General features: G+C 37.1%; 21 protein-coding genes and 2 tRNA genes. 11 read left to right on the top strand and 12 right to left on the bottom strand.

The window, feature by feature from the left end:
- The 5 genes from JF259_RS09805 to JF259_RS09785 all read right to left on the bottom strand — a co-directional run.
- Positions 1-284 (bottom strand): DUF7133 domain-containing protein (locus tag JF259_RS09805; RefSeq protein WP_449618957.1); only part of this gene is annotated, 284 nt, incomplete at its 3' end.
- A 27-nt stretch (positions 285-311) separates the two neighbouring features.
- Positions 312-2,555 (bottom strand): PVC-type heme-binding CxxCH protein, encoded by a 2,244-nt coding sequence (locus JF259_RS09800; protein ID WP_199115131.1) that lies wholly within the window; start codon positions 2,553-2,555, stop codon positions 312-314.
- 402 nt (positions 2,556-2,957) lie between these two features.
- Complete coding sequence (locus JF259_RS09795) at positions 2,958-4,337, bottom strand: putative oxidoreductase C-terminal domain-containing protein (RefSeq protein ID WP_199115130.1); 1,380 nt, start codon at positions 4,335-4,337, stop codon at positions 2,958-2,960.
- 113 nt (positions 4,338-4,450) lie between these two features.
- Positions 4,451-5,827, bottom strand: a complete 1,377-nt coding sequence (locus JF259_RS09790) for a Gfo/Idh/MocA family protein (protein WP_199115129.1) — start codon at positions 5,825-5,827, stop codon at positions 4,451-4,453.
- Between the two features lie 15 nt (positions 5,828-5,842).
- The gene (locus JF259_RS09785) at positions 5,843-7,081 is read right to left on the bottom strand and encodes a DUF6807 domain-containing protein (protein WP_317192078.1); all 1,239 of its coding nucleotides are present in this window, start codon (positions 7,079-7,081) and stop codon (positions 5,843-5,845) included.
- 226 nt (positions 7,082-7,307) lie between these two features.
- Here JF259_RS09785 and JF259_RS09780 point away from each other — a divergent pair, with 226 nt between their 5' ends.
- The 3 genes from JF259_RS09780 (at position 7,308) to JF259_RS09770 (ending at position 10,282) form a co-directional block, all read left to right on the top strand.
- Positions 7,308-8,330: a LacI family DNA-binding transcriptional regulator gene (locus JF259_RS09780; RefSeq protein WP_199115128.1), complete on the top strand. Its 1,023-nt coding sequence runs from the start codon at positions 7,308-7,310 to the stop codon at positions 8,328-8,330.
- A 6-nt stretch (positions 8,331-8,336) separates the two neighbouring features.
- Positions 8,337-9,263: a ThuA domain-containing protein gene (locus tag JF259_RS09775; RefSeq protein ID WP_199115127.1), complete on the top strand. Its 927-nt coding sequence runs from the start codon at positions 8,337-8,339 to the stop codon at positions 9,261-9,263.
- 251 nt (positions 9,264-9,514) lie between these two features.
- Positions 9,515-10,282: a TIM barrel protein gene (locus JF259_RS09770; protein ID WP_199115126.1), complete on the top strand. Its 768-nt coding sequence runs from the start codon at positions 9,515-9,517 to the stop codon at positions 10,280-10,282.
- Positions 10,283-10,375: 93 nt separating this feature from the next.
- On the opposite strand, the gene rpsT (JF259_RS09765) is transcribed toward JF259_RS09770, so the two are convergent.
- From rpsT (JF259_RS09765) to proS, 5 genes are all read right to left on the bottom strand, one after another.
- Positions 10,376-10,627, bottom strand: coding sequence for a 30S ribosomal protein S20 (rpsT, locus tag JF259_RS09765; RefSeq protein WP_199115125.1), 252 nt, complete (start codon positions 10,625-10,627; stop codon positions 10,376-10,378).
- Positions 10,628-10,655: 28 nt separating this feature from the next.
- Positions 10,656-10,727 (bottom strand) — tRNA-Glu (locus JF259_RS09760).
- Between the two features lie 197 nt (positions 10,728-10,924).
- Entirely contained in the window at positions 10,925-11,176 is a 252-nt protein-coding gene (gene rpsT, locus JF259_RS09755) for a 30S ribosomal protein S20 (protein ID WP_199115124.1), read from the bottom strand.
- A gap of 28 nt (positions 11,177-11,204) precedes the next feature.
- A tRNA-Glu gene (locus JF259_RS09750) sits at positions 11,205-11,276 on the bottom strand.
- A gap of 144 nt (positions 11,277-11,420) precedes the next feature.
- Positions 11,421-12,899, bottom strand: coding sequence for a proline--tRNA ligase (proS, locus tag JF259_RS09745; protein WP_199115123.1), 1,479 nt, complete (start codon positions 12,897-12,899; stop codon positions 11,421-11,423).
- A gap of 99 nt (positions 12,900-12,998) precedes the next feature.
- Here proS and JF259_RS09740 point away from each other — a divergent pair, with 99 nt between their 5' ends.
- The 6 genes from JF259_RS09740 to yidD all read left to right on the top strand — a co-directional run bounded on the left by JF259_RS09740 (position 12,999) and on the right by yidD (position 18,804).
- The gene (locus JF259_RS09740) at positions 12,999-14,060 is read left to right on the top strand and encodes a hypothetical protein (RefSeq protein WP_199115122.1); all 1,062 of its coding nucleotides are present in this window, start codon (positions 12,999-13,001) and stop codon (positions 14,058-14,060) included.
- Between the two features lie 87 nt (positions 14,061-14,147).
- A complete protein-coding gene (locus JF259_RS09735) occupies positions 14,148-15,671 on the top strand; it encodes an OmpP1/FadL family transporter (RefSeq protein WP_199115121.1) in 1,524 nt (507 codons plus the stop codon).
- Between the two features lie 182 nt (positions 15,672-15,853).
- Entirely contained in the window at positions 15,854-16,531 is a 678-nt protein-coding gene (gene folE / locus JF259_RS09730; protein WP_199115120.1) for a GTP cyclohydrolase I FolE, read from the top strand.
- 86 nt (positions 16,532-16,617) lie between these two features.
- Positions 16,618-16,956 carry a four helix bundle protein gene (locus JF259_RS09725; RefSeq protein ID WP_199115119.1) on the top strand — a complete coding sequence of 113 codons (339 nt, stop codon included), beginning with the start codon at positions 16,618-16,620 and terminating at the stop codon, positions 16,954-16,956.
- Positions 16,957-17,013: 57 nt separating this feature from the next.
- Complete coding sequence (gene cysS / locus JF259_RS09720; RefSeq protein ID WP_199115118.1) at positions 17,014-18,495, top strand: cysteine--tRNA ligase; 1,482 nt, start codon at positions 17,014-17,016, stop codon at positions 18,493-18,495.
- Positions 18,496-18,567: 72 nt separating this feature from the next.
- Entirely contained in the window at positions 18,568-18,804 is a 237-nt protein-coding gene (yidD, locus tag JF259_RS09715; RefSeq protein WP_199115117.1) for a membrane protein insertion efficiency factor YidD, read from the top strand.
- Between the two features lie 209 nt (positions 18,805-19,013).
- Here yidD and JF259_RS09710 read toward each other — a convergent pair whose 3' ends face one another.
- Positions 19,014-20,477: an aminoacyl-histidine dipeptidase gene (locus JF259_RS09710; RefSeq protein ID WP_199115116.1), complete on the bottom strand. Its 1,464-nt coding sequence runs from the start codon at positions 20,475-20,477 to the stop codon at positions 19,014-19,016.
- A gap of 366 nt (positions 20,478-20,843) precedes the next feature.
- Between JF259_RS09710 and JF259_RS09705 the strand changes: the two genes are divergently transcribed.
- Both JF259_RS09705 and JF259_RS09700 read left to right on the top strand, forming a co-directional pair.
- Positions 20,844-21,533 carry a hypothetical protein gene (locus JF259_RS09705; RefSeq protein ID WP_199115115.1) on the top strand — a complete coding sequence of 230 codons (690 nt, stop codon included), beginning with the start codon at positions 20,844-20,846 and terminating at the stop codon, positions 21,531-21,533.
- A 53-nt stretch (positions 21,534-21,586) separates the two neighbouring features.
- Positions 21,587-22,654, top strand: a complete 1,068-nt coding sequence (locus tag JF259_RS09700; RefSeq protein WP_199115114.1) for a DUF3810 domain-containing protein — start codon at positions 21,587-21,589, stop codon at positions 22,652-22,654.
- Positions 22,655-22,661: 7 nt separating this feature from the next.
- On the opposite strand, the gene JF259_RS09695 is transcribed toward JF259_RS09700, so the two are convergent.
- The gene (locus JF259_RS09695) at positions 22,662-23,435 is read right to left on the bottom strand and encodes a DUF6503 family protein (protein WP_199115113.1); all 774 of its coding nucleotides are present in this window, start codon (positions 23,433-23,435) and stop codon (positions 22,662-22,664) included.
- Positions 23,436-23,492: the final 57 nt, after the last annotated feature.

The following is a 23,492-nucleotide window of genomic DNA, read 5'->3' as shown; positions in this document are numbered from 1 at the left end:
TCATGGTCCCTGTCCTCCAGTATTTTTATACTCCCGGTGGGCGCCTCTTCGCCTTCTCCATCTATGTCGCTCATAAACCCCGTCATTTCCGCAACCCAAATCCTTCCCTTGGAATCAAAATCCATCGCTACGGGAGCTACCAACAAGGGTTCTGAAGCGACCATTTCCAGATCGAAACCGTCTTCGATCTTATAATTGTCCAATACAATTTGAGGCTCATCAAATGATGGCTTACAACTTTGTATACTAAGTATAATAAAGAGCGTATAATACTTTAAGTTCATTAAAACGTCTTGTTTATTTATTATCAATTAATTTTCAATTACATATTGCAATAGTTCTTCCTCGGTAAATTCATTACCGCTCTTTGGCTTTATACTACGCAGGTCTTTAATTTTTTCGGCACTTAAGCTTTGCGGTTTATCGCTAAATGCATTACTCACATAGGATATAATACTAGACATATCACTATCTGTTATGTTTTCATTATTACGCAATCCAGGCATCACTTGTCCTAAATCATACAGCGTTCCATTAACATGCACGGGACCTTCCAATCCATTAAGAATTATGAGCCCTAAACGTTCAATTGGTTTAGCTACATACTCCGATTTCATCAATGGTGGTGCCAACCCTTCTATACCTTCTCCTTTCATTCCATGACAGGCACTACAAATTTGACGAAATAATTTAGCACCTTTGGTTCTGGGGTCTTCACTTAGGGAGTTTTGTGAAAAGATCCAATTGGTTTTATTTTCTTTTTTACTTTGGGTAACTTTTACAATTTGCGAGTAAAAATTACTTTTCAAAAGGTCTTGATCTTGCTCCATATTTTCCATCAATTGTTCTGAAACCCCTCCCATGCCACTTAAAATGGCTTCAATCATTCTATTATTGCTTTCATATTTTCGTATCAAATCTAAAACAACTGGATAAAATGCCTGTTTTGAAACTGCAGCCCACACCCCAATACTTGACCCCAAGTATAGATCTATAGACTTATCGTTCTTAGCTCTTAATTTATTAAATAATAGTTTCACTTTATTCACATAGTCCTCTGAGACATAATCTTCCAATAAAATCAAACTATGCGAAATTACGTCGGGGGTTCCTTTTTCTGCAACTTCCACCAATAAGTCAAATGTTAATGCTTCTAGGCCTTTTAACGTATACAGGGCGTGGATTTGCACTATAGGGTCACTATTGTTTTGGGCAAGTACTTTTAATTCTGGGACACTAGTTTTTAGCTGCTTAAATACAAGAAAGTGCTGTGCGCGATCACGTACCCAGCCATTTTTATGCTTTAATAGTGCAACCAACTGTTCCCCAGTCATAGTTTCTAAATTAGGGACAATGTAGGATTCGGCTTCTTGATGTTTGACTTTTAGTATACGTCCTGAATTAATTAAAGTGTCCAACTGGCGCTCTTTTATCCTTTTCTTTAAATAGGGGCTTAAATAAGCATGATGACCAATAACACCACGGTGCATATCGACAACATAAAGACTTCCATCTGGTCCAGTATTCAAATTAACGGGACGAAAGCCCTCGTCGGTGGACGCTAAAAACTCTTTTCCCTCCCATGCCTGACGGGCTGCTATACTATCGCCGTAAAACTCTAGTATGTTTCGCTTTACCAAATTGGCCTCTGGTACACAAACAAAAGCATTCTCTTCGTAACCCTTGGGGAAAAGCCCCCCTCGATATATGGTCGGTCCACAGGCCGCTGTTACATTGACCAATAAACTATCTTTATCCAAAACACCCTTGGCGTAGCCCCTATTAACGTAGGCCGCATGTAACGGATATACCCTTTGGTCTTTTGTTAAGACCTGATTAACCCCATACTTGGGGGCTGCATACTTGTTACGCGTTAGCCGATTGGGCAGCACATGGTCGCCCAGAAGCTGCCTGGAATTATCGTTATAGTACAGGCGCCCAAAATTATCGTGCGATATACCCCATTGCCCTCTAAAGGTAGTCGGTTCCTTTAGCCATTTCCCATCCTTCCTTTGGTACCTATAGTGCGACTTTGCATTGTAAATCCAATTGTCAATATTAAGCAGCAATCCATTGGGCTGATGTTCCGGGTTGCCTTCGGCCGCATAGAGCGAATCGACCAAAATGGGGTTTACCGGTTTGTCGTCCTTTATCTCGGCAAACCAAAGGTTGGGCGGCTCGGCATAAAGGATCCCGCCATAGACCAGCGCTAAAGCTCTTGGCAGCACGAGGCTGTCCTTAAAGACCTTAACATGATCCATAACGCCATCATGGTCCCTGTCCTCCAGTATTTTTATACTCCCGGTGGGCGCCTCTTCGCCTTCTCCATCTATGTCGCTCATAAACCCCGTCATTTCCGCAACCCAAATCCTTCCCTTGGAATCAAAATCCATCGCTACGGGAGCTACCAACAAGGGTTCTGAAGCGACCATTTCCAGATCGAAACCGTCTTCGATCTTATAATTGTCCAATGCAATTTGAGGCTCATCAAATGATGGCTTACAACCTAATATAATAATTAATACCCCTAAGAAAACACTATATCTTAGTTTCATCCAAATTTACTTTAACGGTTAAACGTTTACCCTTTTCTTTATAATACGCCACAACCTAAAATGTACAAAACCCTTATCTAAATGATATCTTAGATAAGAGTTTTACAGGTTTTCAGATTGTATATTCGTTTACTATAAATTTAAAAAGGACTTTTATCCGACATTAATATACTAATGCCTTCAAAGATAACAAACCCAATGCTTCTGCATAAATAAAGCCTTATTTATTTTCACACGTTTAAATTTTAGTAATTAATTGATTTTATTGTAATTATAAAATTAAGAACGTGTGCAACCACTCCTTACACTCGTTCTCTCATTAAAAATTTTAAACATTTCCTTTTGTGAAGTAATTTTTAAAATTTCTTAATGTTCGTTTCATACAAAATACCTCATGCTTAGTTAGTTATTAGCAGCCATTTTATAAGCTTCAATAGTTGTATAGTATTTAGTAATCATATTGGGGACTTCCCAATCTGGAAGTTTACCAGCTTCGAGATACTTTAGGTAGTTTTCTGTTACTTGTGCAAAATGCGCTTCATGACCAATTTTAAAGACTTCGGGCACCTTAATTTTCCAAATACTATCTGATACTTTCTCTACGCTTGTTCCCGGGAATACGTTTTCTACATCTGTTGACAATGCTTTATTTAATGCATCTTCAAATCCCTTGTTGTATTTAGCTTCCACATACAACGTAGGTTTAAAGTCTTCCTCTTTTCCTTGCTTAATGATAAGGTTACTTTTAGTGCCTTTCATGATACTATAATGCGTATCTCCAGTACCTTCAGGTGCTTGATAATTCCAAACAACCGACACCTTAGCATGCTTCCCATTAATTTTATAAATCATTTCCCCATTACAGTACACATGTAATTTTCCATCTTTCACATCCTTTTGAAGGTATTCTGGAAAAGCTTCTAATCCCGTAACTTTTTTAAACTGCTCCTTACTTAACACGGTCGCCCAACGTTTGGCACTCAGCATTTCAATATTAGTTGAGTCTATAATTTGATCTGGAAAAGCCTCCCATTGTATTAAATCAACCAAATGTGTAGTTACATCAACAATTCCCTCTCCTTCTTCATTAACATCAAAAAACCAGGCGGGGCGCACTAGCGGTTTACCTGAAACATACTTAAAAAAGTGGTGCACACTTTCCTTGCTTATGGCCGGATCAGATAGCGTACCTACTTCTAAATCACCAAAAACCTCGGGCAAGGTGGAAAATAATTTTTGAATAGCTGTAGTCGACTCAAACCTTTCGGTCATTATATCATAAATCAACACATTATTCTTCTTAGCTATGCTAAAGGCTTCCTTAAGCTTTTCAAAACCTTCTGGATTTATTACCAAAGGCTTATCGGCATATACATTTAACCCGGCTTTTACAGCTGCTAGTATATAATCTATTTTTTTAGAGTTCTTTCCAGCTACTACCATAACGTTACCTGGTTTTTTCTCTAACATTTGATTTAAGTAGTCATCACTTAAAAATGTCTTGACATTCCATTGGGTAGGTAAATCTTCCCTTGAATTGTAGGATTCTATCTTGCTTAAAAAATCTTTTACCTCTGGCCCATCGGGAGCAAAAACATAAATATTGGAATCGACTTGGTCATACATCGTTTTTTGAACCAGTGCTGCATGAAAGTGCCCAGGATCCAAAGTCATTAGCTTAACTTTTTCTGGCTTTTCTTCCTGAACCGCTTGTTCTGAATGCTTTTTATTAGCACATGACATAACAAAACACATCAACAATATTAATACTAAGTATTTCATTTTATACTATCTATTAAAACCTGAAACTATAAACTAACATAACTCCTGATTTTCTTTAATAAATCAAAACACCCCTTTTATTGAAGCGGAGGTGCTTCCTAATACTATCTAAATTATATTTTTACATAATCGGTACCATATGGTTTACGCTGCTCACGGCGTAACATGGCATTGGCCTCATCGTCATTTATGAACACTTCATTCTTTGGATCCCATTCTAATTTTCTGTCAAACTGCATTGCGATATCACTTATCAAACAAATAGCACAGGCTTTATGGCCTTTTTCAATAGGTGAAATAGGTTGCTTTCTGGTTTTTATACAATCTAACCAATTACCGTGTTGGTCGTCTATTTTTTCAAGGTGAATTTCATTATCGCCAATTACAGATTCTAATATTTTTGGATCGGAAGCATTTAATGCCTTCGCACTTTTTTCTTTATCAACCGGATCGGAAGCCGAAGCTGTATAAGCACCTCGTGACACAAAAATCCACCCATCTTCTCCTATGTACTTAATACCATTTGTATAACCACCACTCGTGTATACTGTAATGCCGTTTTCGTATTCGTGTTTTACAAAAAAATCACCATGTACATTCCAAAGCCCTGATTTTGGAAACTCGGCCAGTGCTTCAACAGAAATAGGTCCGGTTAACTCGGTATTCATCCCCCAGGCTGCAGAATCGTAATGGTGTTGCCCCCACCCGGTAATCATTCCAGCTCCATAATTTCTTTGACGTAGCCAACCCGGCCTACTATAACCATTCTGGGGATGTACACCTATTTCTGTGTATGGTACTTCTGGAGTTGACCCCAACCACATATCAAAATTTAGGTTTGAAGGAATAGGCATTTCTGGTGCTTCTGGCCCTGCGGGGTCTCCCGGAAGTCCAATTTTAACTGTGTGCAGCTTACCTATACGTCCGTTTCTAACCAACTCGGCAGCAACACGAAATTGAGGCATGGCACGTTGCTGTGTACCTACCTGTAAAATGGCTCCACTTTTTTGTACGGCTTCACGTAACTGTTGCCCTTCCCTTACAGTTAATGAGGTAGGCTTTTGTAAATATATATCCTTACCTACCAAAGCTGCTTCCATTGCGGGTTGCGAATGCCAATGATCTGGTGTACTAATAACTACTGCATCAATATCTTTGTTAACTAACATCTCCCGATAATCTTCATACACCTTGGTATCCATATAATTATCTTTCCCTGTCTTCTTCTTGTAGAAGCCATCAACCAGATTTTTAGCATCAACGGCTCTTTTGGAATCCACATCGCATACAGCAACAAATCTAGCATCATCAAAACGAATGGTATCATGTATATCATGGTCGCGCGCTATACGACCGCAACCAATTTGTCCAATATTTATTTTGTTACTAGGTGCATTCTTACCCAACACGTGTGCTGGGACTATGGATGGAAAGCCTACCACGGCGACCGTCCCAAGTGCTGTTTTATTAATAAACTTTCTTCTATGCATATTTACTTTATTAAATTAATGTGAAACAATTTTTATTTGTGGTGTACTGGCAAACGCTTGCCAATAAGCCTCGGCTTCGTTAGCTGTTAATTCCCCATCAAAAACTACCATTCTATATTTAAGGTCATAAGTTTTGTCGGGTTCAATTTTCCATTCTTTGTGGCGGATAGGACAAAACTCAAAAAACATATCCCCTCTACCATTATTCGCATCTATTGGCCATACACGCATGGGTTCTGGGTGCATTCTATTATCAGGATGACTCATAAATAAGATGCCGTTAGTACCATCTCCTCTACTGTTTTCTCCACTTACTATAACCCAACGCGCATTAGTTCCGTCTGCGTTTAATCGCGTCATTCCTTCAGAAGTTAACACCTTACAATTGTCTTTGTGCCAGCGTTCATGAAATCGCATGCCAAGACCGCCTCCATACCTATAGGCTTCAAAAAGGACACCTTCTTCTAGAGACGAACTAAAACTCGAACTGTAATCGAACATATAGCGATCATCTCTACCTAGGTTCCATAAAGATACCTTCAGGTTTTCGTTTAGAGCAACCTGGGGCGCATCTTTAGTCTTTAAATCAATGTGTTCTTGAACGGCATTAAATGCGTTATAAACAGCTCCCCTTTCAATGGACTCAAATTCTTTAAAAAGAACCGTGCCTTGACCATCCCCTAAATTCCAGAAATCCACGCGCACTGAGTCAATTTGTGTGTGAGTCCATGGCCCCCATATACCGTAATGATGGTAATGGTCTGGAGGATTTATACGGGTCAAAGTATCTCCCTTCGGTGTGATAACAGGGTGGATGTATCCAGATTTCCTAAAAATAGAATCAACACCTTCTGGCGGATAATGCATATCATATCGATATTGTAACAAGGGTCTGTTATCCAACGTTAGGTGAAGACTTCCATTCTCCTTGACAGCAAGCAATTCCTTTTCCTGTTCGATCGCTACATGTTCCTCCTCAAGCATATAAGAAGTTGATTGGCCGGGAAGATGCATAAACCAAAGTGTATTGGTCTCTCTATTTACTTGACAGGCTACTTCCTTTCCTTCATTATACAACTTAAATGTATTGAACATTAACTTTGACACATCTAATGCAACCGGAGTTGCTACAAGAGATTTACCTCCTTCAACTTTAAAATAGCATCTTTCTTTTTTGGCACAAGACAAAAAGCAACTCATAGAGAGTACTAACAAAACCACATACCTCAACTTAATAAAATTTAAACGATACACAATCAACAGTTGTTTTTTTAGGATTTAGCAAACATAATCAAAAGCAACATATTACGCAACCGATTGCGTAACTATATTTCAGTAAAACAAAACAAACAATAAAGATAACTTATAAACATAGCATATAATTAAACAATCACATAAAATAATAACATATTTCAGACTTAAAACCAAGACAGTTTAATGATTATTTCGTAGTATTGCATTGAAAAAACTCAATATTTAAATGGATAAAAAAATAACCATTTATGACTTAGCTGAAGCGCTTAATGTTTCTCCGGCAACCGTAAGCAGAGCATTAAATAATCATCCCTCAATAAGTTTTAACACCAAAAAACGAATTGTATCATATGCACAAAGTTCCGGCTATCGCATTAATAAATTTGCTGCCAACTTAAGTAAACAAAAATCTAACACCATTGGTGTTATTGTCCCAAAATTAAACTCACCTTTTATGTCTGATGCGCTTTCTGGTATTGAAAAAGTAGCTAACGAACATAATTACAATCTTATTATTAGTCAGTCCTTAGAATCTGAACAAAAAGAAAAACTTAATGCCAAAACATTATACGACAGTGGTGTTGATGCATTAATGGTATCGTTAGCTTATGAAACTACCAACTATGAGCATTTTGAAATATTCAGGGAACAAAAGATACCCCTTTTGTTTTTTGATAGGGTTGATTATTTTCCAAATTGTCCAACAATCTTAATAGACAACAGACAAGCTGGATTCGATGCCACAGAGCATTTAATTCAGCAAGGATGTAAAAATATCCTTCATGTAAGCGGCTATTTAAAACGTAATGCTTACAACAATCGTTTCAATGGTTTTAAAGATGCATTATATAAGCACAAGCTAAAATTCACTCCTTACAATCTTTATGAAACAGATCTGGATCCTAAAAAAGTAGAATTTGTTATGGAGCACATAAAAAATTCTAAAGAAAAATTCGACGGTATTTTTTTTGCAAATGACGCCATGGCTGTGGCTTGTATTCAAGCACTTTTAAAAGAAGGCGTTCAAATTCCAAAAGACATAAAAATTATAGGTTTTAACAATAATCCTGTTTCAGAAATAATCCAACCCAACCTAAGTACCATTAATTATCCCGGTTACGAATTAGGTGTTTTAGCTGGACAAAGTATTATAAGCCATTTAAAGGGCAACATTAACATTCAGTCGGCAGAATCCATCCTTTTAAAGCACGAATTAATAGTTAGAACATCTTCAATAAGCAACAAATAACACAAAATGAAAACAAAGCAACTAATAATCACAACACTCTTTATCACTTTCTTTATATCAGCCTCAACAGCTCAAAAATTGGATGAATTTGAGGTCTCTCCCGAGTGGATTTCAAAAATAGAGCGCCTAGCACCAAATCAACCTACAGTAAAGAATGTAAGTAAAAAACGTATTTTGGTTTTTTCAAAGGCTACAGGATTTAAGCATTGGACCATTCCACACAACATAGAAATGCTTAAGGTACTTGGTAAAAAATCCAATGCTTTTGAAATTTACATTCGCTATGATGTTGAAAATTTCAGCAAAGATAATCTTAAAAAATACGACGCCATAATTCTTAACAATTCAAACCCCGAAGGTCCAAAGCGCAATTTATTTTATGATCTTTTAAAACAAAACAGCTCACTATCTGATGAAGACATTAACAATAAAGCCATAGAATATGAAGAAAACTTAATGGATTATGTAAAGAAAGGCGGTGGCCTTATGCTACTTCACGGTGCTATTGTAGTACAGAACAACTCGAAGCAATTTAGTGAAATGGTAGGTGGCAGTTTTGATTACCATCCAAGGCAACAAAAAATGCATGTAAAAGAAGTTGACGCAAACCACCCTTTAGTAAAAGCTTTTAAAGGCAAAGGATTGACTCACGTTGATGAACCTTATTTTTTTAAAAATGCCTACTTCAACTACAACTTCCGCCCACTCCTATATATAGACGCAGACAAACTAAAAGGTCTAAGGGAAAAGCCAGAAAACAACATTAATTACGTTTCATGGATCAAAAGGCACGGCAAAGGCAGGGTGTTTTATAGTTCGCCCTCACATAACGCTCAAAGCCTAGACAACCCAGAATTCCTTCAATTTTTGTTAGATGGTATGCAATATGTGGTTGGTGACCTTAAAGTTGACGATAGTCCGATAGGGAAATGATTAGCCTAATACCGTTGAGAGGTACAGCGCTGTTCACTGATAAAATTAAACTTTAACTCTCAGCACAGCGCAACACTTTTAGGAATTTCTGAAAATGAGAATTTCAAAGACTTTTTACTAAACGAGCACAAAGCTATTAATCCAATCAAACAATAAGATCAGTTCTTATCCCAACGGTATGGTGTTTTTTGGGTTTTGTTAATAATATACTTTAAATTAGGCCCTTTTTAAAACCATACATTTATAATATAATGAATAAACTTAAACCGTCAGTATGCATTGATGCTGTTTTTGAAGGCAAATCTTTTGAAGAAGCCTGTAAATCTGTTAGGCAAAGTGAAATTACCGCTATAGAGTTTTGGGGTTGGTGGGATAAAGATTTAGATGCTTTGGTAAAAGCCCAGTTAGAAAACAATCTAAAAATTTCAGCTTGTTGTACAAAATTCATAAGCCTTGTTGACGCTAATCTTCGAGACCAATATTTAAAAGGCTTAAAAGAATCGATAGCTACTGCAAAAAAGCTAAAAACTGACATTTTAATATCGCAAGTTGGCGACTTTATAATTGATGTACCAAGAGCGACACAGTTTAAATCGTTGGTAGACGGCTTAAAAGCTGCTGCTCCTTTTTTAGAGGAGGCTGGTATCACGCTTGTTATTGAACCTTTAAATGAACTAATTGATCACAAAGGATATTTTTTAGTGAATAGCGATGAAGCCTTCAAGATAATAGAAGCTGTAAATAGCCCTAACATTAAAGTGGTTTTTGACATATACCATCAACAAATTAGTGAAGGTCAGTTAATAAAAAACATAGTTTCCAATATTGATAAAATTGGGCATTTTCATGCTGCTGGAAACCCAGGGAGAAATGAGCTGCAAAGAGGAGAAATAAATTATCCGGAAGTCTTTAAAGCCATTATAAAAACAGGGTTTTCTGGATATGTAGGGCTCGAATATTGGCCTTTAGAGAAGACACCTGAAAAAGCATTGACAGAAGTAGCTTCTTGGCTTGATTAAATCATTTTAAAGATTACCGTATAGCCAAAAACACAAAAGCCGCTCTAACAAGCGGCTTTCACATTATATATAACTATTATTATATTCTCTTACTTACAAAGAAGCAACATGCTTAGCTAATCCAGATTTAAGATTTGCAGCCTTATTAGCATGGATTACATTTTTCTTGGCCAATCTGTCCAACATCGACACAACAGATGGAAATAATGTTTCAGCTTCTTTCTTATCCGTTAACTCACGTAATTTTTTCATCGCATTACGTGTTGTTTTATGCTGATACTTGTTCAACAAACGCTTGGATTCGTTACTTCTAATTCTTTTTAACGCCGACTTATGATTTGCCATTAGTTTCTTTTCTATATAATTAAAATTGTAGCCCGTAGGGGAATCGAACCCCTCTTACCAGGATGAAAACCTGGCGTCCTAGCCGATAGACGAACGGGCCATTATTTTTTGAGTGCGCAAATATAAACCATAAAAATCAATCTTGCAACACTTTTTTTGTAACTCACTAAATTAATTCAATCCCTACTTTGTAATATTATTTTAGCTCCAAAACAAACTGTTCCTAGTAAAGCATTAAACTAAAAAAGCCCTTCATTAGTGAAAGGCCTTTATATTATATAACCGTATTTTTATTTCCTACAAAGAAGCAACATGCTTAGCCAATCCAGATTTAAGGTTTGCAGCCTTATTAGCATGGATTACGTTTTTCTTGGCCAACCTGTCCAACATTGATACAACAGATGGAAATAATGTTTCAGCTTCTTTCTTATCCGTTAACTCACGTAATTTTTTTATCGCATTACGTGTTGTTTTATGCTGATACTTGTTCAACAAACGCTTGGATTCGTTACTTCTAATTCTTTTTAACGCCGACTTATGATTTGCCATTTGTTACCTTTCTATATAATTAAAATTGTAGCCCGTAGGGGAATCGAACCCCTCTTACCAGGATGAAAACCTGGCGTCCTAGCCGATAGACGAACGGGCCATTATTTTTTGAGTGCGCAAATATAAATTTAACAATTCAACCTTGCAATACTTCAAATAACTCGCAATACCTCGTTTGCGGTTGCAAAAATACAACTATTTTTAAATGCTGCAATAGCTTGGTAATTTTTTTTCAAAAAAAATTCTAATATGCCTTTGCAAACAAGACCCTTCCTTTTGATGGGTTTCCAGTAAACACACAAACCCCTTGTTCTTCCTTAGCATCCAAAGGAATACACCTAATAGTTGCTTTAGTCAATTCTTTTATTTTATCTTCTGTTTCAGCTGTACCGTCCCAATGCGCAGAAACAAACCCTGTTTTTGTTTCTAAAACACTCTTGAACTCTTCAAATGTATCGACTTCTGTTATATGGGAATCCCTAAACACTTTTGCTTTATTAAATAGGGTCTTTTGAATTTCTTCCAGTAGGTTTTCAATAGTTTCCGTTAAACTATCCAATACAACCGTTTCTTTTGTTAAAGTATCTCTCCTAGCCAATTCAACGGTGCCATTTTCCAAATCTTTTGGCCCAATGGCAATTCGCAATGGCACCCCTTGTAATTCATGCTGGGCAAACTTTGCTCCTGGTCTTTGAGTGGTACGATCGTCGTACTTCACCGAAATACCTTTAGCCCTCAAATCACTTATAATACTATTGGCGACTTCCGAAACTGCCTTTAAGTCCTCTTCACTTTTATATATTGGGACAATAACTACTTGATTAGGTGCTAAGCTAGGCGGTAACACCAATCCGTTATCATCACTATGCGTCATAATCAAAGCCCCCATCAATCTTGTAGAAACTCCCCAGGACGTTGCCCAAACATAATCTTGCTTCCCTTCTTTATTTGCAAATTTAACATCAAAGGCTTTTGCGAAATTTTGTCCCAAAAAGTGTGAAGTTCCAGCCTGCAAAGCCTTCCCGTCCTGCATTAAAGCTTCTATACAGTAGGTATCTTCTGCACCGGCAAAACGCTCACTCTCTGTCTTTAACCCCTGAATAACAGGTATGGCCATAAAATTCTCAACAAAAGTTGCATATACATTGTTCATTAACTTGGCTTCAGCGATAGCCTCTGCTTTTGTTTCGTGCGCAGTATGCCCCTCCTGCCATAAAAATTCGGCAGTACGTAAAAACAAACGCGTACGCATTTCCCAACGCACCACATTAGCCCACTGGTTTATTAGTAATGGTAAATCTCTATACGATTGGATCCAATTTCTATACGTATTCCAAATAATAGCTTCAGAAGTGGGCCTAACTACTAATTCTTCCTCGAGTCTTGCTTCAGGATCTACGCGCAATTTCCCTGGTTTATCAGGGTCATTCTGTAATCTGTAATGTGTTACTACAGCGCATTCTTTGGCAAACCCTTCGGCGTTCTTTTCTTCGGCCTCAAACAAACTTTTAGGTACGAATAAAGGGAAATATGCATTTTGGTGCCCTGTTTCTTTAAACATTTTGTCTAATTCGGCTTGCATCTTTTCCCAAATAGCATAGCCATATGGTTTAATGACCATACACCCCCTAACAGCCGAGTTCTCTGCTAAGTCTGCCTTTACAACAAGTTCATTATACCATTTTGAATAATCGGCCTCTCTACTGGTAAGTTTTTTACTCATACGTTTCTTTTGGCACAAATATTGTGATTATGTTAAATATAAAAATAGTTCGGCAAAACTAACTATTTTTGTTATGTTCAACAATAAAATTCTAGAGATATGCAATTTACTAACTACATAAAAAGGAAAATGCCACATTTAGCTATTCTTGGATTGCTAATTAGTTTATCATCTTGCGGTTCTTATCAATATGTTGGTGCCGATAGTGATGGCATCTATAGTAGCCAAGAAATTAATGTGCCATACGAAGATGCTGTTGTTGAAATCCCAAACCAATCCAATAGTGATTACTACAAAAACTATTTTAGGAATAAAGCACTTGAATATGATAACATGCTTGCCGACGAAGCCATTTTTACAGATATAGATTCATACGAAAGTGACAACTATAATGAAGACGGTTCTTTAAACGACAACACCTATCAAGGGTATGCTGGTTGGGGTCAAGATAGCAATCAAATAACCATAAATTACCACTCTGGTTTTGGTTATAATTCCTATTTATGGGGTGGTCCATACTGGAATTACTGGGGCTGGAACAATTGGGGATATCATGATCCCTATTGGTATGGTGGGTATTATGGGTGGTCTTATTATAGCCCATATAGATACCGATATGGTTATTATGGTTACCCTTATAGAAACTATTGGAACTATAGATACCCTTACCACAACAATTGGTATTACGGAAACAGGTATTACAGTGGAAGAAATGTTGCTTACAATACCAGTAGACGAGGTAGTTATAATAGAGTTGGGACGGCTTCCAATAGTAGTTTAAGACGTAGCAGTTCTTCAACCAACGCTACTACTTCCAGATACACAACAAGTAGACGAAGCACTAGTAGCAGATACTACAATCCAAATACAAAAACATATACACAAAGAAGATCCAGTACAGCTTCTGCTCCAACTTCAAACTCTACAGTTCGATCATCGTCGTCGTCTGTAAGAAGAAGTTCGGGAAGCACTACCTACAGACCGAGTTCTAGCTCAAGAAGTAGTAATAGCTCTGGCAACGTTTCTAGAAGCACGTCTCGAAGTTCAAACTCAAGCTATACGCCGAGTAGAAGTAGTAGCCGATCAAGTTCTGGATCTGTTTCCAGATCCTCATCAGGAAGCTCTAGGAGTTCTAGTGCCTCAAGTGGAAGACGTCGCTAAACATTAAAAATAAACTTGGTTTAATTTTGAACAGTCAAGAGTAAACTGGGCGAAACAAATCTTACCCTAAAAATAAAATTGAAACACATGAAAAAGTTAAATTTACTATTCATAGGCATACTTTCTATGTCCTCAATCTACGCTCAAGATATCACGGATGCTTTGCGTTATTCGCAAGACAACATACAAGGAACAGCTCGTTTTAGAGCTTTAAGTGGTGCTTTTGGCGCCCTAGGGGGCGATATGAGCGCCGTAAGTTTGAATCCGGCCAGTTCAGCTGTTTTCAGTAAAAGTCATGCTTCATTTTCCTTGTCTAATATAGACACAAAAAACGATACACGTTATTTTAACACAGCGACCAGTGCCAACGAATCCACTTTCGACCTCAATCAAGGCGGTGCTGCCTTTGTTTTTGCGAACAGAAATACAAACTCACCATGGCGTAAATTCAGTTTAGCCGTTGCTTACGAAAAGACCGCTAATTTTGATGATAATTGGAGGGCCATTGGCACCAATACTAATAGTGGTAATTTCGACAACTCCATTTCAAGTTATTTTTTCGATTATGCAAATGGTCTGAGATTAGATGAAATAGAAAGACTCGACGGGGAGACCTACTCACAAGCTTATCAAGAAATAGGCAGTGCATATGGTTACAGCCATCAACAGGCATTTTTAGGTTATGAGTCTTTTATTTTAGAACCAGTAGATATTAACAATGATGCCAATACGGAATATACCATTAATTTAAATAATGGTAATTTCTTTCATGATTACACCTATGCAGCTACCGGATATAACGGCAAGATTTCTTTTAATATGGGGGCTCAATACGACGATAACCTTTACTTAGGTTTAAATTTAAATTCCCATTTTATAAATTACGACCGTTCTACATTTTTGGTTGAAGAAAACTCAAATACATCCGATGTGGAATATATAGAATTTGAAAATAATTTATCAACCACGGGTAGCGGGTTTTCGTTTCAATTAGGCGGTATCTTAAAACTAAGCCCAGAATTTAGAGTGGGTTTAACTTACGATTCCCCCACCTGGTATACCATTGAAGAGGAAGCTTCACAATTTATAGCTACAGACGGAATAAATGGATTTATTGAAATCAATCCTCTAATCGTAAACGTATATCCCCAATACAAACTGCAAACTCCCGGTAAGCTTACAGGAAGCCTAGCCTACATTTTTGGAACACAAGGTTTATTGAGTTTTGACTATTCTAGGAAAGACTATAGTGCAACCAAGTTTAAGCCAACGTCTGACCCCGATTTTGCTTTCGAAAACAATAAAATAAGCAATACGTTAACCGATGCAGCCACCTACAGATTGGGAGGTGAGTACAAATACAAACAATTTAGCTTTAGGGGTGGGTATCGCTTTGAGGAGAGCCCATACAAAAATGGCGTAACCGTTGGCGATCTAACCGGCTACTCCCTTGGTCTTGGCCTTAACTTTGGAAATACCAAACTGGACCTTACTTTCGATCAGGCCAATCGCTCATTCCAGACACCTCTATATAACATCGGGCTTGTCGATACTGCCAATATAGACAGAACAGATACTAACGTAACACTATCGTTAAGTTTTAATATTTAAAACCTAATGAACATACAATCTTTACAGCTCGAACCAAAAAGTTCGGGCTTCTTATTTTTTTTTATGTAATTAATCCGTTGAAACACAGACAAACCCCTAAAATTAATTGTTTGTTAATACAAAACATAACAAAACGGAATTACTTATCTTTGCAAACTTAAAATCATGATTTTTTTTGACAGATGAAAATTGACAGCAACTTTGAAGAGTTTGAATCTATAGGAAACAACCATATTGGCACATCTGAAAGCACCCCGTTGCGCCATGATGCCTTTAAGCTTTCTAAAGAGGAAAAAATAGACATCATTAAGGACGATGTTCGCCATATTATGGAAACATTAGGGCTAGATCTAACAGATGATAGTTTAAAAGGCACACCAAACCGTGTGGCCAAAATGTTTGTTAAAGAGATCTTTGGAGGATTAGATCCCGACAAAAAGCCAAGTGCTTCTACTTTCGAAAATAAATATAAGTATGGTGAAATGTTGGTTGAAAAAAACATTACGGTATACTCCACCTGCGAGCACCATTTATTACCAATAGTTGGGAAAGCTCATATTGCTTATATATCCAATGGTACTGTTGTTGGTTTATCCAAAATGAACCGTATTGTAGATTATTTTGCAAAGCGTCCGCAAGTACAGGAACGCTTAACGATTCAAATTGTTAGAGAGCTCCAAGAGGTACTAAACACCAAAGATGTTGCCTGTGTTATAGACGCCAAACACTTATGCGTAAACTCTAGGGGTATTAGAGATATTGAAAGTAGCACGGTTACCTCCGAATTTGGTGGTAGATTTAAAGATAAAGCAACACGTCGGGAATTTTTAGATTATATAAAATTGGATACTAAGTTTTAATTGTGTTTGATGCTAAGTCGTTTAGTTGTTTAGATGTATTAAAACCAGCTTAACGTCCAACAACAAACATCTAAACATCAAAGTTTATGCATGTTTATTCGTTTGAAAAGCTAGAAGTTTGGAATGAAGCCATTCTATTAGCTGTTAACACTTATAAAACAACAGATTTATTTCCTAATGAGAAAAAATTTGGATTAGTCTCCCAAATGCGAAGAAGCTCTGTTTCAATTTCTTCCAATATAGCAGAAGGAACAGCCAGACAAACCAATAAAGACAAAGCCCACTTTCTTTCTGTTGCATATAGTTCCTCTTTAGAGTTACTAAATCAGGCTATTCTTGCAAAAGAACTAAAATTTATTTCTGAAGAAAACTATAAAAATATTAGATTAGAGGTTGAATCGGTAACCAATAAAATAATGCCTTAAGAAATCATTTCATTAATTCTTAACAAATCGACAACTTAACAACAAACGACTTAACAAATGCAGTTATACCAGGAACAACATATAAAAATATACAACTCGCTTTCAGGCACGAAAGAATTATTCACCCCTATTAACGAAGGCCATATAGGCATGTATGTTTGTGGTCCTACCGTTTACAGTAATGTGCATTTAGGAAATGTTAGAACCTTTATGTCTTTCGACATGATATTTCGCTACCTAAAACATTTAGGGTATAAAGTGCGTTATGTTAGAAATATTACGGATGCCGGTCATTTAGAAAATGATGCAGATGCTGGTGAGGATAAAATAACAAAAAAGGCGCGTTTAGAACAAATTGAACCTATGGAAGTGGTACAGCGATACACGGTCGATTTCCATAACATCTTAAACACCTTTAATTTTTTACCCCCAAGCATAGAACCTACTGCAACGGGTCATATCATTGAACAAATTGAGCTTATTAAAAATATTATAGACAATGGATTTGCTTACGAGGTAAACGGCTCAGTATATTTTGACGTTCATAAGTTTAACGAAACGAACGAATATGGCAAGTTAAGCAAGCGTAAACTAGATGATTTAGTTCATAATACGAGAGCACTTGACGGACAAAGCGACAAAAAGAATCCGCAAGACTTTGCACTTTGGAAACGTGCCGAACCCCAGCACATTATGCGCTGGCCATCGCCTTGGAGTGACGGTTTCCCTGGCTGGCATTTAGAATGTACAGCTATGAGTACAAAATACTTGGGAGAACAATTTGATATTCACGGTGGCGGTATGGATTTAAAATTCCCGCATCATGAGTGTGAAATTGCCCAAAATGAAGCCGCTAAAGGCCAATCGCCTGTTAATTATTGGATGCACGCCAATATGTTAGAGCTTAACGGACAGCGCATGTCTAAAACAACTGGAAATACTGTTAATCCTGATGAATTATTATCAGGAAACAATAAATTCTTTAGTAAGGCCTACGCCCCTAGCGTGATTCGCTTTTTTATAGCACAATCGTCTTACAGAAGTATTTTAGACTTAACCGATGATGGGCTTTTAGCAAGCGAAAAAGGTTTTTATAGATTAATGGATGCTATTAATTTATTAGGCAGTTTAAAGTCTTCTGAAAAATCAAGCATCGCTATCAACGCATGGAAGCAGAAATGCTATGATGCCATGAACGACGATTTTAATTCGCCTATCTTAATAGCGCATTTATTTGAAGCCGTTAAATACATCAACCAAGTTAAAGAAGGTTCTGAATCCTTAACTTCGGAAGATCTAAATACATTAAAAGAAACCATTAACGTTTTTACATTTGATGTTTTAGGACTGGAAAACGTTACCAAAAAAGATGCTGGAACTGATAAATTATCTGGAGCCGTTTCTGTTTTAATAAAATTAAGACAAGAAGCCAGAGCAAATAAAGACTTTGCCTTGTCTGATAAAATTCGTGACGAACTGGCTGCTGTCGGTATCCAACTAAAAGACGGTAAAGACGGCACGACGTTTTCGGTTAATTAGTTTATAGTTAGCCTATTTTGTAAGGTGTTATGATACTCACGACTTAACAAGCAAACAGCTTTGAAAAAATTAATGAAGCAACTACTCATCACACCGTTTTTGTTTTTAATAAGAGTGTATCAAACCTTGATATCACCATTAACGCCTGCGACTTGTAGATACCAACCTACATGCTCGCACTATTCGAAAGAAGCTCTTGAAAAACACGGTTTACTTAAAGGTGGACGATTGGCCATAAAACGTATTTTTAGCTGTCATCCATGGGGAGGTAGTGGTTACGATCCTGTTCCTGGAAAGGGTGACAACTAAAAACTTTCCAAAGCACTAGCTCGCCATTTTACTTGTTATTGTTTTTTTCAATCATTAAAAAAAGCATTGTTTTGGATGTTTCTTTTTAGAGGCAGTTCGGGGTGCTTACTTTATGTTTCACTCAAAAAAATGCTTTTGGCATCATATTGCTATAACAAATATACTAAATTATCGATAAAAAGCAAATTTATCCGACTAAATGTAATTTTCTAGCTATTTTCAGGGATGTGCTTCAAAATTTCCAACACAAACCTCCAATATTTTTGAACGGATGAAATTTGCGCGCGCTCATCGGGCGAATGTGCGCCTTTTATATTAGGTCCAAAACTAATCATATCCATATCTGGATAGTTTTGTCCTAAAATGCCACATTCCAATCCAGCATGACAAGCAGCTACATGTGGCTTTTCACCATTTAAATCTTGGTATAGTGCAGTCATAACTTTTAGTATGGCTGAATCCATGTTAGGCGTCCAACCGGGATAATCACCCGAGAACTCAACTTCACAACCAGTTAATTCAAAGGTGGCGCGTAAAGTATTGGCTAAATCCGTTTTAGCGCTCTCTACAGACGAACGTGTTAAACAAGCAACCTTAATTTCTCCTTCTTTAACTAGTACCTTAGCAATGTTATTAGAAGTTTCAACCAATCCAGGGATATCCGCACTCATTCTATACACACCATTAAAAGCAGCATATAGTGCTCTGGTAAAGCCTTCTTGAACTCCCAAATCCATGATACTTTTAGGCGTATCACATTTAGTTACCAAAATATCTAGATCTGGCTCCATGACTTTTAGCTCGGTCTTAATCACTTCTGCTTGAGATTTCATTTTCGAAACGAAAGTATCTTCACGAGCAACATCGATAGCCACCACTGCTTTACTTTCACGCGGAATGGCATTACGCAGACCACCGCCATCAATTTCAGAAATTCGTAAACCGAAATTCTCAAAACCATCAAACAGCAAGCGGTTCATAATCTTATTGGCATTCCCTAAACCTTCATGAATTTGCATTCCCGAATGCCCGCCTTGCAGCCCTCTAACAGTAATGGTATAACCAATTTTAAACTCTGGTGTATCCTCTTCTGTATATGCTCTTGTGGCAGTAACGTCGATACCTCCGGCACAGCCAACACCTATCTCGTCATCTTCTTCTGTATCTAGATTTAATAAAATGCTACCTTGCAACAAACCTCCTTCTAGTCCCATTGCTCCAGTCATACCCGTCTCTTCATCAATAGTAAACAAGGCTTCAATTGCAGGGTGCGGAATATCTGTGCTTTCCAGAATAGCCATTATGGTAGCAACCCCAAGCCCATTGTCGGCTCCCAACGTTGTACCTTTGGCACGTACCCAATCACCATCCACATACATCTCAATCCCCTGAGTGTCAAAATCAAAATCGGTATCATTGTTTTTTTGGTGCACCATATCCAAATGCGACTGCATAACTACGGTTGCTTTATGCTCCATACCTTTAGTGGCCGGCTTCTTTATAATCACATTTCCAACAGCATCCTCAATGGTTTCCAATCCCAAACGCATTCCAAAATCTTTCATAAACTCTATAACACGTGCTTCTTTTTTTGAAGCTCTTGGTACAGCGTTTAAATCTGCAAATTTATTCCAAAGCACCTGTGGTTGAAGTTGTCTTATTTCTGAACTCATAATTTTATATATAATTTTGCAAAGGTAATTATTACAACCTTTTAGAGAACACTATGTAGTAATTAAATAAAAGAATTTCTTGAAACGACTTCCGCTAGTTCCTATAGGTAGGATGGGTATTCTCGACTGAGCCTTGATGAGTTCATTTCTACTAAAATTAAAAGGCAACCAGCCACGCAACCTTTTAGAAACAATATCATCTAATGATAAACTATAAAGATGAAACGAACATTAATAAAATTTAAGCATTTTTCACAACAGGAAATGTTTAAGATTTTTAATGAGAGAACGAGTGTAAGGAGTGGTTGCACACGTTCTTAATTTTATAACTACAATAAAATCAATTAATTACTAAAATTTAAACGTGTGAAAATATTCTATTTGCTACCTCTGGCTTTATGCCTTTTTTCCTGTCAAAGTAACTCAGATATTGATATAGATCCAGAAAATTTACTTATTGGTAATTGGATTGCCCCAAAATATGAGAATGAAACAACCATTTACCAACGGGCTTCTAAACTACAAGACAATGCACCCGGTGTATCGTTTCAAAAAAATGCCATTTTTACTCAAAGAACATCTGGATGGTGTGGCACACCGCCCTTAACTTTTTATGATGAAACAGGTGCTTGGGAAACCCAAGAATCCCTTATTTTAATAACCGATCTAAATTTCCCAGGAAATTACAACCTAAGAATCATTTCAATTGACGACGAACAGTTAATTGTAAAACGAGAGCTATCCGAACAAGAAAAAGACCATCGGGAATTAATGCTTTTATTCAACGGAATTAGCAGCCTATCCAATAGTGTTTCTTGTACCGATCCAACTGATTGGAACTATACGCCCTATGGAGCGAAAGCATGTGGCGGACCACAAGGGTATATCGCATATTCCAATCAAATTGATACGTCTTTATTTTTTCAGAAAATTGAAGCTTATAACCTTGCTGAAAAACAGTATAATATTAAATGGTCTATCACATCTACCTGCGATATACCACAAGAGCCCAAATCTATAGCTTGTCAAAATGGTTATCCAATTTTAAAATATTAACCAAGCCCAAAATAAGGCCCTCTGATTAATAAACATTTGTTTATTTTTGGATCATGCTAAGAAACAAGAAGACCTTAATAGCCTTAACCTTAATTCCTCAATATCTAATAATAAAATGGATTGCCCACTATCCTGAATATATTGAATCTTATTACAGCAATGGGATATATCCATACATAGCAAAAATATCCAGATATACACTAGGTTGGCTTCCCTTCTCTTTTGGAGATTTGGTATATAGCATATCATTGGTTTACATTATACGTTGGTTCTATAAAAACAGAAAACGTTTACGAAAAGACACGAAAGGTTGGCTCATTGACATTGCAGCTACTTGTTCCATTATTTACTTTGCTTTTCACGTGCTTTGGGGACTAAACTATTACCGTTTGCCGCTTTATAAAAGCCTAAATCTTAATGCACACTACACCACGGAACAGCTTGAAGCCGTAACCAAGAAACTAATTACCAAAGCCAATACTGCACACCTTAGGATTGAAAAGAACGATACAATTAAAATAGATATTCCTTACACTAAAAGCAAAATTATTGCCTTAGCCCCAAAGGGCTATGACAACTTAAAACAACACTTTCCGCATTTGGAATACCACCCAAAGAGTGTCAAAAAATCGTTGTTTAGTTATCCATTAACGTATATGGGTTTTAGTGGCTATCTAAATCCATTAACGAATGAGGCGCAAGTTGATGCTTTAATTCCTGCCAGCATATTCCCAACGACAACATCCCATGAAATTGCACATCAATTAGGCTATGCCGCGGAAAATGAAGCTAATTTCATTGGCTGCTTGGCTGCTATTAACCACGATAACAAATATTTTAATTATGCTGGATACACCTTCGCTTTACGCTATTGCTTGAACGAAATTTACAACCGGGATGAATGTTTATTTGAAGATGTAGTGGCCGATGTTAACAAAGGAATTTTAAATAACTACAAGGAAGTCCGTGAGTTCTGGGAAGCCCATGAAAATCCAACCGAACCCCTGTTCAAACTTTTTTATAGCAATTATTTAAAAGCCAATAAACAAGATAAGGGTATGGAAAGTTACAGTTATGTAGTTGCGCTGTTTGTCAATTATTTTGCTTCAAGTACATTATGACATTAATTTAATCAACAAAGGCAGCATCTTCGGGCTTTTCAAAAACAGTTGCCTTTGGAGGTGTTTCCGAAAATTTTACTTCAGTAAACTCTAAACGGTTCCGTTCTGTAGTTGGTAGATTGTTTTCATAGTTAAACCATACGAGCGTTTTTGGCACTTTTAGGCCGTCTACACTTTGCCAACTATCGTATTTGATAAAATGATAGGTTTTACTTTTTTCTTTGGAAAAATAGGTAACGGTATATGCCAACCAAACCATTTGATTGGTTTTTGGATCGAAATATAGGACATATTCATCATCTGGTGATTCCCCAACACCACTGCTGTATGTTATTTTAATCCCAGGATACTGCTTGCCCTCAAACTCTAAAGGCTTAACTTCCGAGTATATAATGCCATCATCCGCCAATACAAATGGCATGGCAAAAAAATAGAACATAAGATTATGATAAAACTTAGCATTTCCTTTATAAGCAACCGTATCTTTATTCAATAACCATACTTTGGTTCCATTATAACCAATACTATGATTGGGCAAATCGACAAATGACTTCCTGCTTTTTAGATCAGTTATGGTTAACTCATTCTGGTCTTGCTTTTGTATTTCAAACTCCAAAGACCGCATATTATACCACAATGCCAGTCCGCCATGAGCCTTAAATACTTCAGTAATAGCTTTAGGAAATTGATTAGGACCATCCACTTTTTTTACATTAGCCTCTCCAGGTTGTCTACAGGCTAAAAAGGAACTAATGACGATCAAAAAATAAAAATACTTCATAATAATTCAATAAGTCCGTTTTGTCGCATTGCTAGAAATAAAATTACACAAATTTAA

Origin of the sequence: Snuella sedimenti (assembly GCF_016428595.1) — a bacterium.
GTDB classification, from domain to species: domain Bacteria; phylum Bacteroidota; class Bacteroidia; order Flavobacteriales; family Flavobacteriaceae; genus Snuella; species Snuella sedimenti.
Note: the sequence above shows the minus strand (reverse complement) of the source record. Positions and strands in the feature narration are given on the sequence as shown.